This window comes from Amycolatopsis ponsaeliensis, assembly GCF_030182635.1.
Taxonomy (GTDB): Bacteria; Actinomycetota; Actinomycetes; order Mycobacteriales; family Pseudonocardiaceae; genus Amycolatopsis; species Amycolatopsis ponsaeliensis.
This window is the reverse complement of the sequence record NZ_JAPZLD010000026.1, coordinates 86,782-102,430: the sequence shown is the minus strand read 5'-3', so window position 1 is coordinate 102,430 and position 15,649 is coordinate 86,782. Positions and strand designations below refer to the sequence as shown.

Genomic DNA, 15,649 nt, shown 5'->3' with positions numbered 1-15,649 from the left:
GCACTGCTGACACAGGGACACGGTCAGATCCCGCAGGACGACGCCGACCAGAACCGGCTCGAGCGGTGCGCCACGTGGGTGTGGTCGCCGTGGTCCGGGTAGCCCGGCCCGAGGATCTCGCTGAAGCCGTGGTTGCGGGCCTGCAGCGCCAGTCCGCAGAATCCCTGCGCGCCCGCGCCGAGGTCGACCGCGTCTCCGTAAAGGTGGCGGCTGGCGGCCGCCCCGCCGACTGCGTTGTTGCAAGCGACGCTGCGGAACCCGCCGTTGACCACGATCGGGCGGTCACCCATCGCGTGCCGCATCGCCTGCAGCTTCCACATCGACACCAGCGCGTTGGCCTTCGCCGTCGCGGCGGGTACGTTGCCGCCCGACCAGTCCGCGTTGCACCTGTTCAGCTCGGCGTAGGTGAAGTTGACCGGCGTGCAGTCGTCGTCCTGCAGCTGGTAGACCTTCGCGAACGTCGCGGGTCCGGCGATGCCGTCCGCACCGAGCCCGTAGGCCTGCTGGAACCGGGTGACCGCGGCCTTGGTCCCCGCGCCGAACTGACCGTCGATGGCCAGGACACCGCCATAACCCGGATAACCCGCGACCCGGATCTGCAGCTGCCGGACGTCGTCGCCGGACGCCCCTGGGGACAGGGTGCGTCCCCAGGAGTAGCAGGCGTCGGCGGCGGCCTCGGCCGTCATCGGACCCGGATCCGCGGCCATCGGAGCGGCCACTCCCGAGCCGACGCCGGCCAGCACGGCGAGCAGGGGCAGGACGAGACGAATGCGCATGACAGGAACACCTTTCGAACGGGGAAGGTGCCGCAGGTGGTCGGCGATTCACTGTCCTGCACGGTAATGCGGTTCCGGGCACCGTACTGTGGGTCGTTCACACCACAGGGCCGCGAGCACCCCGCACCACCACGCCGACCACCCGCTCCCGCGGCACGAACCCGTAGTGCCGGGAGTCCCAGCTGGCCGGCCGGTTGTCGCCCAGGACGACGGCGCAGCCGCCGGGCACCACCGCGCCGCCGAGGCCGTGCACGTCCGGGTCGGCCCACTCGGCCGGCAGGCGGTCGCCTGCCACCGCCACCACGCGTTTGAGCAGCAGCTGCTCCCCCGTCGGCGCTCCGCTCGGCAACGGCGGGTAGCGCAGCAGGGCCACCTGACCGCGCCGTGCGCGGCGGGTGCGGCGCACCAGGACCCGGTCGCCGGACCGCAGGGCCGGTGCCATGCTCGAACCGTCCACTGTGGTCAGGATCAGCAGCCGCCGGGCGGCGAAGGCGGCCAGCAGCCCGGCCAGGACCAGGACTCTCACGGCACGGCCTGGTAACCGTCGGCCTGCAGGCGGAACAGGCGCGCGTAGCCACGGCCGTCGGCGAGCAGGGTGTCGTGCGTGCCCAGCTCGCCGATCCGGCCGTCCTCGAGCACGGCGATGCGGTCGGCGTCGCGCACCGCGCTCAGCCGGTGCGAGATGAGCAGGCTCGTGCGGCCCTGCCGGTGCTCGCGGATGCGGGCGTGCACCTCGTGTTCGGCCTCCGGGTCGAGACCGGAGCTCGGCTCGTCGAGGATCATCAGGTCCCGTCCCTCCCGGACGAGCGAGCGGGCCAGTGCCAGCCGCTGCCACTGCCCGCCGGAGAGCACCACCCCGGTCGAGGTGTCCTCGCCGATCTCGAAGATCCGCGTCAACGGCGTGTCGTAACCGCTTGGCAGGGCGGCGATCCGGTCGTGCGCGCCCGCCCGGGTCGCGGCCGCCACGACCCGGGCCCGGTCGTCCATCGCGGACAGTTCGCCGAGCCCGATGTTCTCGGCCGCGGTCATGTCGTAGTTCATGTGGTCCTGGAACACGGCGCTGATCCGCTCGCGCAGCGACGCGGGCGGGATGTCGCGCAGGTCCACGCCGTCCCAGAGGATCCGCCCGCGCGTCGGGTCGTACATGCGGCACAACAATTTCACGAGCGTGCTCTTGCCCGCGCCGTTGAGGCCGACGAGGGCGACGGCCGCGCCGTGCGGGATGGTGAGGTCCACCCCGCGCAGCACCCACGGGTGTTCGTCGCTGTAGCGGAACCACACATCGCGCAGCTCGAGTCCCTGCCGCAACGCGGGTGCTGTACCACCGGCGTCGCTCGGCAAATCGGGTTCCGCCCGGACCACGGCGACGTAGTGCGCGAACGACAGCAGCCGGGCCTGGCCGTTGGCGATCGCCGAAGCCAGCGTGCCCAGCGCGGCCTGCACCCCGGCGACGGCGGCCACGAACATCGACACGTCACCGGCGCTGAGCGACCCGTCCCGCGCCGACGTGATCGCCCACCAGAGCCCGGCACCGGCGACCGCCGCGCTCAGCGCCGTCAGCCCGCCCATGGTCCGCAGCTCCCGCTCGTCCATGCGGCGCTGGGCGTCGTTGGCGCTGCGGCGCTCGTCCATCATCCGGGCGCGCAGGAACGCGCCGATGCCGAACAGCCGGATCTCGGTCGCGGCGGCGACGCCGGTGAGCAGCTGGCTGTAGAAGAACTCGCGCCGGGCGAACCGTTCGATGCGCCATTCCACCGCGGCGCGGCGCCGGGCCAGCAGCAGTTCAGCCAGCAACGCGGGGACCGCGGCGGCCAGCACGACCCCGGTCATCGCCGGGCTCAGCAGGAGCAGCGAGCCGAGGAACCCGGCCAGGGAAAGCGTTCCGCTCAGGGTGCCGCCGACGCCGTCGACGATCTCCGGCACCCGGCCGCAGCTCTCCTGGGCCAGCCGCAACCGGTCCTGGTAGGCGGGGTCCTCGAAGGTGCGCAACCCGACCTGACGGCCCAGCGCGTCGAACAGCCGGTCGGTGGCGACCATGCTCGCCGCGCGGCCGATCTGCGCGCGGACGTAGTGGACCACCACCGGCAGCGCGGCGACGGCGAGCCCGGCGAGCACCAGCGCCAGGGCGAGACCGCCGACCGCGCCGGTGCGCGAGACGAGCCGGTCGAGGACGAGCTTGGTCAGCCACGCGGTGGCGATCGGCGCGGTGGCCGCGGCCGCCGTCATGACCAGGAGCCCGGCCAGCCGCGCCCGGCCGGACCGCCACAGCAGCACGGCGGCGGCCGCGGCCGCCGCCCGCACCTGGTCCGCGCTGATCCGCCGGTCCGGTTCGCGCACCGGTCAGCGCCCGGCGGGCACGGGCAGCTCGTGCACCCGGCCCGCGGTCGCGACCACCCGCCCGTCGGCCACCACGTACAGCGCGGGGGTCCAGGTGTTGCGGAACGCGGCGGCCACCGGGCCGCCGTCGAGGTCGGCCGGCACCACCCGCGCGACCTCGGCGAGCGCGCGCACAGTCTCGGGCTCGTCGCCGCCGAAGACGGCGAAGACGTTGTCGCGGCCCTGATCGCGGGCGTAGGCGAGGAAGTCCGGCAGGGTGTCGTGGCAGGCGGCGCAGTCGGCGGAGAAGAACGCCACGGTGCCGGTCAGCGTCGCGGTGGTCACCGGCTCGCCCTCGGTCGTGGTGGCGGCGAACTCGCCGACGGCCGAACCGGGGCGCAACGCGAAGAGCGAGCCGGAGCCCGTGGTGCTTTGTGCCCGCATCCGGCGCAGGATCCCGACGGTCAGGAGCAGGTTCAGCAGGCACAGCAGGCCGAGCAGCACCAGGGCGGCGACGACGAAGGGCATCAGGAACTCCTTGCGAACACGACGGCGATGTCATCCATCGCGATGACGAGCACGGCCACCACCACGCCCGCCGCGACCGCGACGGCGGCCCCGGCGACGGGCGGCAGGTATTCCGGCGCGAGCGCGCCGAGAACGGCGAGGCAGGCCAGCACGGTGTTGCGGGCCAGGTGGCGCGGGCCGACCGGGGTGTCGGCCGCGCCGAAGCAGCGGCACGACGCACGCTGCCCGCGGCGCAGTGAAGCGGCGATGGCGACGGTGAAAGCCAGCAGCAGCCCCGAGGCGAGGACGAACCCCGCCGTCGCGGTGGCGGGCACGACCACGAGGACCGCGATGCTCGCCTCGGCGACCACAACGGCCACCGACACGGGCGGGACCCAGCTCGCGGGCATCGGCACCAGCACGGGCACCGACCGCGCGAACCCGCGGAAGTCCCGCAGCTTCGACACCGACGAGACGGCGAACACCACGGCGATCAACGCCGCGCCGGCCGCCCGGAGGTACTCCATGTCACTCCTTCGATGCCGGGTGGTGTCCGCGGGGAAGGCGGCGGACACCACCCGGCAAGCCCGGGACTGCCGCTCAGCAGCTGCTGCGGATCTTGGTCCATTCGCAGCCGTCCTGCGGGCAGCAGAACCGGTACCAGTAGCCGGGGTGGCCGGCCGCGTTGCAGAAGTAGCCGCCACTGCAGGCGGAGGCCTCGGCCGTGGGCACGATCCGGGCGAGCACGCGGTCGATCAGGCGCCCCATGGTTTCTCCCTTCGACGGTGGATGTCCGAGGCGTGGGAAGCGTTTCCGCATCCCGCGCCGGCTGCGAGCATCGCGGTGACACCGCGCCCCGGGCAGCAATCCCGGACGAACCCGGACGCCGTCACCCGAGGGGGTCCGGCCGAACCCGGACGCCGTCACCCACCGGCCGCCACCGAACAGTCCGCGCCCGCCGTGATCTCGGCCGGTTCCGGCAGGCCCAGTTCGCGGTGGTGGTCGCGGGCCGCGAGCCAGTGGTGCCGGGCGCGCACCGGGTCGCCCAGGACCGTCAAAGCCCGGGCGAGGCCGGTGTGCGCGCGGGCCGCCTGGTGCAGGCTGCCCAGGTCCACCGCCATCGCGAGCGCGCACTCGTGCGTGGTCCGGGCGTGGCCGGTGCGGCCGAGCTCCAGTGACGCGTCCGCGAGGCACAGCAGCGCTTCCACGTGCAGGTCCCGGTCGCCCGCCTGCTCGGCGATCGCCGTCGCGCGGCGGAAGTACCCGCACGCCTCCGCGTGCCTGCCGGACCGCAGGTGCGTGTCGCCGATGTTGAGCAGGGTGCGGCCGGTGTCGCTCAGGTCGCCGGTCTCCTGGTCGATGGCGAGCGCCTTCAAGTGGATTTCCAGTGCCTCGGCGTACCAGCCCAGCCGGCCGTAGACATAGCCGAGATTGGTCAGTGCGGTGCGTTCGCCCGATCGGTCGCGGACCTCGCGGGCCAGGGTCAGCGCCTCCCGCAGGAACCCCGCCGATCGCGGGAAGTCGCCGTTCCAGGAGGCGATCGCGCCCAGCGTGCCGAGTGCCCGGCACTCGCCCCAGCGGTTTTCCGCACCGCGGAAGCAGTCCAGCGCCTGTTCGGCGAACCGCGTCGCCAGCTCGTAGCGGCCGACCTGGCTGTGCGTGGCCGCGAGGCTCGCCAGGGCGTCCCCGCGGGCGACCGGGTCCGCCGACTCCGCCGCGCTCGCGTGCAGGACCAGCGCCTCCCTGATGTAGCCGCCGGTCTGCAGGTACCGGAACAGGATCTTCGACAGCAGTCCCGCGTGGCCCGACGGCACCCCGTGGATGCCGGCACCGACCAGGTTGGCTCGTTCGGCGTCCAGCCACGCGGCCGCCGGCCCGCGGTCGGTCAGCGGCGGGATCGGCAAGCCGGGGTCGGGGACGGGCGGCAGAAGACCACGCACGCGCGGCGCGTAGTGGGCCATCGCGGTGACGGCGGCGAACGTGTAGTAGTCGAGCAGCCGCGACACCGCGGCCCGCCGGCCGGCGGAGACGTCCTCGTCCTGCGCCCGCGCCATCCCGAACGCGCGGACGAGGTCGTGCAGCTCGAACCGGTTCGCCTCGCTGCGCCGCACCAGGCTCGCGGCGACGAGCCGGTCCGACGTCCGGGTCGCCTCGTCCAGGCCGGTGCCGGTGAGCGCGGCGATGCCGTAGGCGTCCAGGTCCGCGCCCGGGTGCAGGGCGAGCAACCGCAGGGCCCGCCGTTCCGGCTCGCCGAGCTGGTCGTAGGACAGGCTGATCGAGGCGTCCACGGCGTTGTCCAGGCGCAGGTGCGCGCGCCGCTGCTCGAGCCGCTCCAGGTGGTCGGCCAGCAGCCATGACCGGTGGGCCGGCGCGGTCATCCACAACCCGGCGAGGCTCAGCGCGAGCGGCAGGTGCCCGAGTTCGGCGGTGATCCGGCGGGCCACGGCGGGCGCCTGGTCGACCCGCTCCGCGCCGACGGTGCGCCGCAGGTAGGCCAGCGCCTCGTCCGGGCTCAGCACGTCCAGCCGGACGTGCGCCGCACCGGTCAGGCCGGGCAGTGCCAGGCGGCTGGTGACGAGCACCGGCCCGCCCGGCAGCAGTGGCCGGACCTGGTCCTCGCTGCCCGCGTTGTCGAGGACGACGAGCAGGCGCCGCCCCGCCGACCGCTCCCGGTACAGCCGGGTCTTGCCCCGCAGGTCGGCGGGGACGGCGTGCCCGGGCACACCGAGCAACCGCAGGAAGGAGTCGAGCACCGCGGCCGGGTCCACCGGCGGGCGGCCGGGGTCGGGGTGGAAACCGCGCAGGTTCACGAAGAGCGCGTTGTCGAACCGGCCCGTGTCCAGGAGCTCGCGCCCGACGTGCACGGCCAGCCCGGTCTTCCCGACGCCGGCCATCCCCGCGATCACCGGCACCTGCCCGCCCGCGGCATCGCCGAGCACCTCGCGCAGCCGCGCGAGTTCCGCCCGGCGCCCGGTGAAGTGCGGGATCGCCTCGGGCAGGCCGAGCTGGGCCTGCACGAAGGTCGCCGCCTCCGCGCGGCTGCGGACCGCCCGCAGCATGTCCTGCCACTGGGCGACGTACCCCGGGTCCGGGTGCAGCACCTCGACGACCGCCAGCACCAGATCGGTGTTGGGGCGGGCGCGGCCGGTCTTGAAGCAGTCGGCGACCGTGGTGCGGGCGGTGCCTTCGGCGGCCGGGCGCCCGGCCGCCGTCCAGAGCCGGTTCACCCGCTCGGTGATCTGCGCGTACGACGGGCCGCCCGCCCACGCCTTGAGCAGCCGCAGCTGCGCGATCAGCTCGGCCAGGGTGCGCGCGTGGCCGGGATCAGGTGGTTCGGTGTACGCCATACCACCATGGTGGCCGCGGTTGCGGTGACTGCTCCGTCCAAAGCGGACAAGCGGTTGCCCGATCCAGGGAGCGGCCTCATGTTTCGAGCCAGCACGAAACGTTTTCGGGCCGGTTGACGGTGCTCGCGCGCCGCTGGCAGCGTCGGCACGGACGAGAGTGGCTTCACCGTGCCGGGGAAGGCGGCGGTGACGAGCCGGCCACTTTCGTCACTGGGGCTGAATCTTCACCGGGGAACGCAGACGCCCGCATGACGACGGCGCAGCTGCGGGCCCGCGTCCGGGAGCTGTCGCGAACCCGGGTACCTCATCGATTCCGGCCGACGGCCGAGTGCCGCGCCGCGGCGTCGAGCGCCTGCGCGCGCTCCGGACCCGGCTATGGGATCGCCACACTGTCTTGAAGGGTGCGGGCACGTATTGCTGGAAGCCACTGTCCTCGGCCCGGTCGGCGCGCGGGTCCACGGGACACCGGTGCCGGTCAAGGGGCGGTTGGGGCGCACGGTGCTCGCCGCGCTGGCGCTCGCCTGCCGGCAGCCGGTGTCGGTGGAACGGCTGATCGACGCACTGTGGGGCGAGCTGCCGCCGGCCACCGCGCGGACCCAGGTGCACATCCAGGTGTCCAAGCTCCGCGCGTCGCTCGACCGGGTGGGTGCGGGCGGAGCCGTGGTCACCGTGTCGAGCGGGTACCTGCTGGACTGCGTCGCCGACGTCGACGAGGTGCGGCAGCTGCTGGTCACGGCCCGGGCGGCCGGGGACCCGGCGGACACGGCCGGTCTGCTGCGGGCCGCGCTCGACCACTGGACCGGGACGCCGCTGGGCGGGGTGACCGCGCACCTGGCCGGCGCGGAGCTGCCCCGGCTGGACGAGCTGCGGATCGGCCTGGCCGAGGAGTGGATCGACGCGGAGATAGCGTGCGGGCGGGCCGCGCGGCTGCTGCCCGAGCTGACCGCGCTGGTGCAGGCACATCCCCTGCGCGAGGGCCTGCACCACCGCCGGATGCTGGCGCTGCACCGCGCCGGACGGCGGGCGGACGCGCTGGCGGCGTTCCAGGAAGCCCGGCGCGTGCTGCGCGACGAGCTGGGCATGGATCCCTCCCGGGAGCTGCTCGCGCTGGAGGCGGAGATCCTCTCCGTCGAGACGCCTCCGGCGGTGACCGTGGTGCCCGCCCAGCTGCCGCCGCGGACCTCCGGGTTCGCCGGGCGCGACGCGGAGTCGTCCGCGATCAGGACCGCGCTGGCGCGCCGGACCGACGCGCCGCCGCTGGTGCTGATCACCGGGATGCCCGGGATCGGCAAGACGGCGCTGGCCCTGCACGCGGGCGCGGCGTCGGCGCACGCCTACCCCGATGGGCAGCTCTACGCCGACCTGCGGGGCGCCGACACGCGACCGGCCGCACCGCACGAGATCCTCGCCGGCTTCCTCCGTGCACTCGGTGTGCCGGCCCGGTCGATGCCGGCCACCGTCGAGGAGCGCACGGCCGAGTTCCGCAGCCGCACGGCGGGCAAGCGGGTGCTCGTGGTGCTGGACAACGCCGCCACCGCCGCGCAGATCGAGCCGCTCCTGGCCGCCGATCCGGGCTGCGCCACGATCGTGACCAGCAGGTCCGTTCTTCCCGACGTCGAGCAGGCGGTCCGGGTGCCGCTCGCGCCGCTGTCCGACCGGGTGGCCGGGACGGTGCTGGCGAACGTGGCGGGCGCGGCTCGGCTGGGCGAGGACGAAGACACGGTCGCCACGGTGCTCGAGGCGTGCGGGGGTGTGCCGCTCGCGTTGCGGATCGCCGGGGCGCAGCTCGCCGCGTACCCGAAGCTCAGCGTAGCGGAGCTGGCCGCGCGGCTGTCCGACGAGTCGAGGCGGATGCGGGAGCTGACGGTCGGGCAGCGCAGCGTTCGGGACAGCCTCGACGCCAGCTTCCGGTTGCTGGACCGGGAAGCGCGGGCCGCGATGCTGGCCCTGGCGGCCATCGGGGCGCCGACGTTCACCGGCTGGCCGCTCGCCCCGGTGCTCGACGTGCCACTCCCCCGCACCGACGAGGTGCTGGCCCACCTGTGCGCGATGAGCCTGCTCGACCAGGCCGGGCCGGGGCGTGACGGGGTGCCTCGCTACCGGATGCACGACCTCGTCCGGGCCTACTGCCGCACGGTCGGCCCGTCGCTCGGCTCGCACGCCCTGGACCGGCTGGCCGGGTGGGCGGTCGCGCTGACCCGGCACGCCTACGAGGGCATGCTGGGCATGCGGGTCGGTTACGCGGTGCTCGCCGAGACCGCCGCGCCCCTCGGCCAGGACGTGGTGGGGCACGTGGTGAAGGAGCCGCTGCCGTGGGTCGGCGCGGACGTCGACGTCCTGCTCGCCGTATTCGGTCTGGCCGTGCGCGGCGGCCTGCTCCGTCCCGCGGCGGCGCTGCTGCTGGTGCTACGCGCGCCGCTCGTGCGGCTCGACCTGTCCGACCACGGGGCCCGGGCGGCCGCGCGGCTGGCGAACGTCGCCGGCTCGGACCCGGTGGTGCGGGTGACCGCGGCGCTGGTGGCGGCGACGGCGCGGATGCACCGCAGCCGGTACGCCGACGTGGTCGCCATCCTGACCGAGGTGCCGCTGGCCGGCGTCGACCTCGCGCTGCGGGCGGAGGTGCTGACCAAGCTGGGCGACGCGTACGAGCGCTGCCGGGACTGGCACCGCGCGATCACCGCCATGCGCGAAGCCGTCGTGTGCTTCCGGAAGTCCGGCAACCTGGCGGGGATGTCGGGCTGCCACGGCACGCTGGCCGCCCTGTACCGGGACCACCTCGGCGACCTGCGCGCGGCGACGGCACACGGCACGAAGGCCCTGCGCCTGGCCGACGCCGCCGGCGACTGGAAGACCCGCGCCCAGGTGCGGCTCGTGGTCTTGCGCACCGCCTTGGCCTGCGGCGACGCGACGTTCGCGGCCGAGCTCGCCGAACAGGCCCGCTGCCTGTCGGAGCGGAACGGCGACCCGATCGGCCAGACCTGGTGCCTCACCGCCGAAGCCGACGCCCACCGCGCGAACGGCGACCTGTCCGCCGCCCGGAGATCCGCGGACCGCGCGCTGGGCCTGGCCCGCCGCATCCGCCGCCCGGACGCCGAGTCCGCCGCGCTGCTCGCCCTGGCCTCGATCGAGCTGGCCGCCGGTGACCGGGCCGCGGCCCGCCGCATCGCCCACGCGGCTCTGCGCCTGCAGGACCGGTTCGACAGCCCGGTCGAACGAGCCGGGGTGGAGAAGGTGCTGGCGGAGATCGATTGTCAGCTGCCCTCCGGTGCGGAGCGGTGAGGGACCGCCCCGGCGACGCCGGCCAGCTCGATGTAGCCGAGCTGGCGGGAATCCTGGCTGTGGCCGGCATTGTCGCCGGCCACCACCACCCGCCCGGCCGGGACGACCGGGTGGTCCGTCTCCAGCCAGGCGGGGACCGGGTCGCCGGCGACCGCGGCGATCCGCTTGATGCGCCACGCGACGTCAGCGTCCTTGGTGGACCCGGTTCGCGGGCGGAAGACGATCACGTCGCCGACGCGGTAGTGCCGTCGCCGGGTCGCGACCACCCGCTCGCCGTCGTGGAAAGTCGGGGACATGCTGTGGCCCCGGACGCGGGCCACCACGTAACGGCGGCGCAGCAGCACGACCAGCAGAACCAGCACCACCACGACCACAGCGAGCCCGGCCATCACGCCTCCGCCATCGCGTATCCCTTGGCCTGCAACGAGAACAGCCGGGCGTACTCGCCGCCCGCGGTGAGCAGCTCGTCGTGGGTGCCCTCTTCGATCACCTGGCCACCACCCAGTACGACGATCCGGTCCGCGCCGCGCAGGGCGGACAGGCGGTGGGAGATCAGCACGCTCGTCCGGCCGGCCCGGTGGGCGCGCAGGGCCTCGTGGGTCCTGGTCTCGGCGTCGGCGTCCATGCCGGAGCTGGGTTCGTCGAGGATGAGCAGGTCGGCTTCGTCGCGCATGAGTGACCGGGCCAGCGCCACCCGCTGCCACTGGCCGCCGGACAAGGCCGCCCCTGCCTTGTCGTCGACGTCCAGGAACGCCCTGGACAGCAGGGTTTCGTACCCTCGCGGCAACGCCGAGAGGGCCGGATCGATTTCGGCCAGGCGGGCCGCCGCGCGAACGCGGTCGAGGTCGCCGAGGCGGCTGACGTCGCCGATGCCGATGTTGTCGGCCGCGGTCAGGTCGTAGCTGGTGAAGTCCTGGAACGTGGCACCGATGCGGGCACGCAGCCCGGCCGGGTCGCAGGAGCGGATGTCGACGCCGTCCCAGAGGATCCGGCCGCGGTCCGGGTCGTAGAAGCGGCACAGCAGCTTCACGAGCGTCGACTTGCCCGCGCCGTTCACCCCGACCAGCCCGACCGCCGCGCCGCTGGGGATCACCAGGTTGACCCCGCGCAGCACCCAGGGGCCGGTCTCGTCGTAGCGGAACCACACGTCACGCAGTTCGATGCCGGCCTTCAGCTCGGGCACGGCGTCCGTCCCGGAGGTCAGGTCGGGTGCGGTCGTCACCACGTCGAGGTAGTGCTTGAACAACCCGAGCGAGCTGCCGGCCCGGCCGAGCTGGCCCAGCAGCGAGCCCACCGGTGACTGGATGCCGGCCACCGCGGCGGTGAAGAGCGTTACGTCGCCGATGGACAACGCCCCGCGGGCGGCGCCGGTCGCGGCGACCACGAGGGCGATGCCGGCCACCAGCGCCGACACGATCGCGGCGGAGATCCCGGCGACCGCGATCCGGCGCTGCATCGCGCACTCGCTCGCGGTGGCCGTGCGGACGGCGGTCACCATGCGCGACCGGAACAGGTCCGCGAGGCCGAAGAGCCGGATCTCCTTGGCCGCCCGGATGTCCGAGCACAGCGAGCGGAACAGGAACCGCTGGCGCTGGGTGGTCATCATCGCCTCGGTCTCCCGCGCGCGCAGGCGGGACAACGTCAGCTGGGCGATCGCCGTCGCCGCCAGTGACGCGGCGAGCAGCCCGGCCATCGGCGGCCACACGAGCAGGACCGCGCCGCCGAACGCGAGCACGGCGATCAGGGTGCGCACCGACTCGACGGTCAGCGCCAGCACCGCGGGCGCTGCCTCCTGCGCGCCCTGTTCGGCCAGCCGCACCTGGTCCAGGAACGCCGGGTCCTCGAGCCGGCGCAACCCGGGTAGCGCACCGACCGCGCCGACCAGGCGGTCCTCCGCCTCGATCGCGGCCTCGGCCCGCACGAGCGCGGTGCAGTAGGAGGCGACGGCGGTGATCGCGGCCGCGACGGCGAGGCCGGCCGCCGAGCCGATGGCCAGCAGCACGATCAGGCCGCTGTCCCGGCCGCCGGCCAGCTCGTCGAACAGCAGCTTTCCCAGCCACGCCGACACCGCCGGCACGGCCGCGGCGAGCACCGCCAACGCGACCGAGCCGGCGGTGGCCACCCGCGACGCGCGCCAGGCGATGCCGAACGCGGGGCCCGCCGCCCGGAACAGGTTCATCGGACGTGCTGCGGACGCACGGCGTCGAGGTCGTGGCCGGCGGCGGCGATCCGCCGGTCCCGGACGCGGACCAGCGTCGGGGTGACGTCGCCCGCGTCGAACGCGGCCGCCACCGGGCTGCGGTCGCCGACGAAGGCGACGCGCACCGCGGGGCCCAGCCCGGCCGCGTACTCGACGGCCTTGTCCCGGTCCCCGCCGTCGAGCACGAACGCGACGGTCGGCTCGGTGAGCTTGCCGGCGATGCGCAGGCACGGCCCGCAGGTGGGCGAGAGGAACGCGACGAGCACGTCGTCCAGCTCGCGGTCGGTGACGGTCAGACCGTCGGCGTCGGTCACCTCGAACGCCCCGATTTCGGTGCCCACGGCGGGCAGCGCGGGTGTCACCGGCCGGCGCTGCTCCTTCAGCATCCGGATGATCGCCGAGGACAGCAGGAGGTTGAGCACCGTCAGCACGGCCAGCACCGCGACCACGGCCACCAGGAACGACATGAGATACCTCTTTCAGCGATGGGCGGTGTCCGCCTTGCCGACCAGGCCGGCCAGGCTGTCCCAGTTGATTGCGACGAGCGCGGCGAACGCGCCGACGAGCGCGGCGGCCGCGGCGGTGTCGAGTCCGAGACCGAGCCCCGGCGGGACGGCGAGGGCCGCCGCGGCCCACCCGGCGAGGAGCGCGTTGCGGACGAGGTGGGCACGGCCGAGCACCGCCCCGGAGCGGCCGAAGCAGCGGCAGGTGACGCGGCGGCCCAGCCGCATCGAACGGGCGATCGCGGCGCAGAACACGAGCATCACCGCCGTCGCCAGCCCGAGCCCGAGCCGGTAGGTAGCGGGGAACGCGACGAGCACGGCGACGGCCAGCTCGGCGACGGCGGTCCCGGCGGCGATCGGCAGCCAGCCCACCGGCGACCGGCCGAGCGGCGCCAGCGACGCGGCGAACTCCGCCAGCCGCACCCGCCCGGCGAGCTTGCCGACGGCCGCGACCGCGAACACGAGCCCGGCCAGTACCCGGGCGGCGAGCACGAACTGGGCGCCGATCATCGGTGAACCTCCTTTGCGCGGCAACGCCTTTCCCGCCGCGAGGCCGCGGCGGGAAAGGCATGGGCGTCGCGGTTACTTGCAGCTGCCGTAGCAGTCGTAGTGGTAGTAGACCGTCTTGCAGACCTGGCCGTGCTCGGGGACGCAGGCGCCGGCCTTGACCTCGCGCAGGAACAGCCCCAGCAACCGGTCACCCAGGGTGTTGATCATGCGAGCCATGATCACTCCTCTCACTAGCGGGAATCGACCGGGAGATCGTGGCTCAGCCTCGCTATCCGTTCGCTATCGAGGACAACTCCGTCCTCGGGGCGGTCCGGAACGAAGCCGCGTGGAAGCCGGACGGAAGCGGCCTAGTGCTTCCGGCGGAAGGACTCGATCAGCTGCCGGGTCGGTGAGCCGAGGCCGGTGACCGTGTCGTAGCCGGGGGCGTGGGTCAGGTTCGCGTCCGCGTACTGCCCCGGTGTGATCAGGTCGACGAACCCGTGGCTCACGACCGCGAACGCCACCGTGTCCGGTGTCCCGGCGGGGTTGTCGGCGATCGCGTGGTACGCCGACCGGGGCCGCGCGTACAACGCCGGGTTCGCGAAACCGAGGGGACCGTGCTCCTGCACCAGGAGCGCCTCGACTCCGGCGAAAGCGGGCGAAGACAGGCTCGTCCCGCCGCCGTTGCCCACCTTGTAGCTCAAGGTGCCGTCGAGGTTGTAGTCGGTTTCGCCGACGAGCAGGCACAGATCGGGATCCGCCAAGGCGGCGACGTCCGGCACCGTCCGCATCGGCGGGGAACCCGCGAACGACGCGGGCACGACACCACGCTGGTAGAACGGCTGCGGGAACACGGTGCTGGTTCCGCCGCCGGAAGCCTTTCCCTGATAGCCCGGCGGTGGCAGATCCCACGACGTTCCGTCGGCGGACAGGGAGGTTTCGTCGGTCGCCCAGCCGATCTCCCACCGGTAGGAGTTCCCGGGCCCGATCGCCAGCGTCGTGCCGCCCACCGCGGTCACCCACGGGCTGGACGCCGGGTACTCGACGGTCCGGGCCTCGTCCGGGGTGCCGCCGCCACCGGAGTCGCCGCCGGCGAAGGTGAACGTGATGCCCTCGACGGCGCCTTCCTGGAACGCGCGTTCGTACGCGACGATGGCGTCCGGGGCGTAGCCCGGGGTGAAACCGACGATGATCGACCCCGACACGACGTCGGCCAGGTGCCGGTCGACGATCGCGAACTCGCCGCTGCCTTCCTCGGGGGCGACATCGGCCGGAACGTAGGCGGTGAACTGACCCGGGGCGAAAACGGGCTCACCGTGCTCGGCCGCGAACCGGTTGGCATCGGGCAGGGTGTTGACCTCGTTGCCGATGCTGATGATCCCGACGGTCACCCCCTTGCCCGTGAGGCCGGTTCCGGTGATCCCGTACGCGTCGCGCACTGCCGGGGTGTGTAACCACACGGCGCCCACTGCACGGGATGCCCGTAGGCGGAAGGCAAGTCGGCGGCCGGGGTGTCGCCGTAGTGGTCCGGGCAGGGACTGGCAGGCGTCCCGACGCGGGCGGCGGTGCGGGATCCGGTCGTGGGCGGTCCGGGCGGTTGCCAGGTACCGGTCGCGACGGTGAGCCCGGTGACGGTCAGGATGTCGGGCCCGAACCCGGCGGGCACCGTGGGGTCCACCGCCGCCCGGAACGGGATCTGCTGGTAGGTGTAGTTGTCGAACCGGGTGCCGAACGCTACCGCCGCCTGGGCGACCGTGCCGCGGGCGACGACGGCACGCGGGCCGGCGCTGACGATCGACAAGCCGGTGCCGCGCAGCCAGCCGCTGACGGCGTCGATCCGGTGCTGCGCCGGTCCGAAGCGGGCGCGGACTTGCCCGGGCGTCAGGAAGTGGCCGTAGCGGAAATCGCGCGGGTCCGACACGGCGCGGGCGTAGTCGGCCAGCCGCCGGGTGTCCCCGGCGAGGAACACCTGCGTGGTGACCTGTGCTGCCGGATCAGCCGGTCCGATGTCGGTGCCCTCCCGGACCACGCGCGAGGATTTGGTGCCCTCCGACCCGCCGACCGGTACCCGCGCCGGCCCGTCCGCGGACGCGGCGGCGGGCACGAGAACGGTCGCGGCCAGGAGGCTTCCGAGCAAGACCAGAAGAGGTCGGTGTCTCCGCACTGGCTGTCCCTTCGTCGGAGGACGGTCCCCCTCTCTCAGATGCTCGCTCGGGTACATCCTGTTGCACG

General features: G+C 74.0%; 15 protein-coding genes. 1 reads left to right on the top strand and 14 read right to left on the bottom strand.

Annotated features, from left to right (window positions below; translation table 11 throughout):
• Positions 1-23: 23 nt before the first annotated feature.
• The 7 genes from QQ657_RS33240 to QQ657_RS33210 form a co-directional block, all read right to left on the bottom strand.
• Positions 24-776, bottom strand: a complete 753-nt coding sequence (locus QQ657_RS33240; RefSeq protein ID WP_284746246.1) for a D-Ala-D-Ala carboxypeptidase family metallohydrolase — start codon at positions 774-776, stop codon at positions 24-26.
• Between the two features lie 97 nt (positions 777-873).
• The gene (locus tag QQ657_RS33235; protein WP_284746245.1) at positions 874-1,302 is read right to left on the bottom strand and encodes a S26 family signal peptidase; all 429 of its coding nucleotides are present in this window, start codon (positions 1,300-1,302) and stop codon (positions 874-876) included.
• Entirely contained in the window at positions 1,299-3,113 is a 1,815-nt protein-coding gene (locus tag QQ657_RS33230) for an ABC transporter ATP-binding protein (protein ID WP_284746244.1), read from the bottom strand. The genes QQ657_RS33235 and QQ657_RS33230 overlap by 4 nt, the downstream gene beginning before the upstream one ends.
• A 3-nt stretch (positions 3,114-3,116) precedes the next feature.
• Positions 3,117-3,620 carry a thioredoxin domain-containing protein gene (locus tag QQ657_RS33225; protein WP_284746243.1) on the bottom strand — a complete coding sequence of 168 codons (504 nt, stop codon included), beginning with the start codon at positions 3,618-3,620 and terminating at the stop codon, positions 3,117-3,119.
• Entirely contained in the window at positions 3,620-4,126 is a 507-nt protein-coding gene (locus tag QQ657_RS33220) for a MauE/DoxX family redox-associated membrane protein (protein WP_284746242.1), read from the bottom strand. The genes QQ657_RS33225 and QQ657_RS33220 overlap by 1 nt, the downstream gene beginning before the upstream one ends.
• A gap of 73 nt (positions 4,127-4,199) precedes the next feature.
• A complete protein-coding gene (locus QQ657_RS33215) occupies positions 4,200-4,367 on the bottom strand; it encodes a hypothetical protein (protein ID WP_284746241.1) in 168 nt (55 codons plus the stop codon).
• Positions 4,368-4,522: 155 nt separating this feature from the next.
• Complete coding sequence (locus tag QQ657_RS33210; RefSeq protein ID WP_284746240.1) at positions 4,523-6,946, bottom strand: tetratricopeptide repeat protein; 2,424 nt, start codon at positions 6,944-6,946, stop codon at positions 4,523-4,525.
• Between the two features lie 414 nt (positions 6,947-7,360).
• Here QQ657_RS33210 and QQ657_RS33205 point away from each other — a divergent pair, with 414 nt between their 5' ends.
• Complete coding sequence (locus QQ657_RS33205; RefSeq protein ID WP_284746239.1) at positions 7,361-10,225, top strand: AfsR/SARP family transcriptional regulator; 2,865 nt, start codon at positions 7,361-7,363, stop codon at positions 10,223-10,225.
• On the opposite strand, the gene QQ657_RS33200 is transcribed toward QQ657_RS33205, so the two are convergent.
• From QQ657_RS33200 to QQ657_RS33170, 7 genes are all read right to left on the bottom strand, one after another.
• Positions 10,198-10,614, bottom strand: a complete 417-nt coding sequence (locus QQ657_RS33200; protein WP_284746238.1) for a S26 family signal peptidase — start codon at positions 10,612-10,614, stop codon at positions 10,198-10,200. The genes QQ657_RS33205 and QQ657_RS33200 overlap by 28 nt on opposite strands.
• Entirely contained in the window at positions 10,614-12,404 is a 1,791-nt protein-coding gene (locus tag QQ657_RS33195; RefSeq protein WP_284746237.1) for an ABC transporter ATP-binding protein, read from the bottom strand. The genes QQ657_RS33200 and QQ657_RS33195 overlap by 1 nt, the downstream gene beginning before the upstream one ends.
• Positions 12,401-12,892 (bottom strand): TlpA family protein disulfide reductase, encoded by a 492-nt coding sequence (locus QQ657_RS33190; RefSeq protein WP_284746236.1) that lies wholly within the window; start codon positions 12,890-12,892, stop codon positions 12,401-12,403. The genes QQ657_RS33195 and QQ657_RS33190 overlap by 4 nt, the downstream gene beginning before the upstream one ends.
• Positions 12,893-12,904: 12 nt before the next feature.
• The gene (locus tag QQ657_RS33185; protein ID WP_284746235.1) at positions 12,905-13,438 is read right to left on the bottom strand and encodes a MauE/DoxX family redox-associated membrane protein; all 534 of its coding nucleotides are present in this window, start codon (positions 13,436-13,438) and stop codon (positions 12,905-12,907) included.
• A 72-nt stretch (positions 13,439-13,510) separates the two neighbouring features.
• Positions 13,511-13,654, bottom strand: coding sequence for a hypothetical protein (locus QQ657_RS33180; RefSeq protein ID WP_284746234.1), 144 nt, complete (start codon positions 13,652-13,654; stop codon positions 13,511-13,513).
• 131 nt (positions 13,655-13,785) lie between these two features.
• Entirely contained in the window at positions 13,786-14,856 is a 1,071-nt protein-coding gene (locus tag QQ657_RS33175; protein WP_284746233.1) for a S53 family peptidase, read from the bottom strand.
• Positions 14,805-15,554, bottom strand: coding sequence for a protease pro-enzyme activation domain-containing protein (locus tag QQ657_RS33170; protein ID WP_284746232.1), 750 nt, complete (start codon positions 15,552-15,554; stop codon positions 14,805-14,807). The genes QQ657_RS33175 and QQ657_RS33170 overlap by 52 nt, the downstream gene beginning before the upstream one ends.
• Positions 15,555-15,649 lie beyond the last annotated feature (95 nt).

Bases quoted from the DNA above. Each gene is read 5' to 3' on its own strand.
- QQ657_RS33240 (WP_284746246.1), bottom strand. From the start codon at position 776: ATGCGCATTCGTCTCGTCCTGCCCCTGCTCGCCGTGCTGGCCGGCGTC.
- QQ657_RS33225 (WP_284746243.1), bottom strand. From the start codon at position 3,620: ATGCCCTTCGTCGTCGCCGCCCTGGTGCTGCTCGGCCTGCTGTGCCTG.
- QQ657_RS33220 (WP_284746242.1), bottom strand. From the start codon at position 4,126: ATGGAGTACCTCCGGGCGGCCGGCGCGGCGTTGATCGCCGTGGTGTTC.
- QQ657_RS33215 (WP_284746241.1), bottom strand. From the start codon at position 4,367: ATGGGGCGCCTGATCGACCGCGTGCTCGCCCGGATCGTGCCCACGGCC.
- QQ657_RS33210 (WP_284746240.1), bottom strand. From the start codon at position 6,946: ATGGCGTACACCGAACCACCTGATCCCGGCCACGCGCGCACCCTGGCC.
- QQ657_RS33200 (WP_284746238.1), bottom strand. From the start codon at position 10,614: ATGGCCGGGCTCGCTGTGGTCGTGGTGGTGCTGGTTCTGCTGGTCGTG.
- QQ657_RS33195 (WP_284746237.1), bottom strand. From the start codon at position 12,404: ATGAACCTGTTCCGGGCGGCGGGCCCCGCGTTCGGCATCGCCTGGCGC.
- QQ657_RS33190 (WP_284746236.1), bottom strand. From the start codon at position 12,892: ATGTCGTTCCTGGTGGCCGTGGTCGCGGTGCTGGCCGTGCTGACGGTG.
- QQ657_RS33185 (WP_284746235.1), bottom strand. From the start codon at position 13,438: ATGATCGGCGCCCAGTTCGTGCTCGCCGCCCGGGTACTGGCCGGGCTC.
- QQ657_RS33180 (WP_284746234.1), bottom strand. From the start codon at position 13,654: ATGGCTCGCATGATCAACACCCTGGGTGACCGGTTGCTGGGGCTGTTC.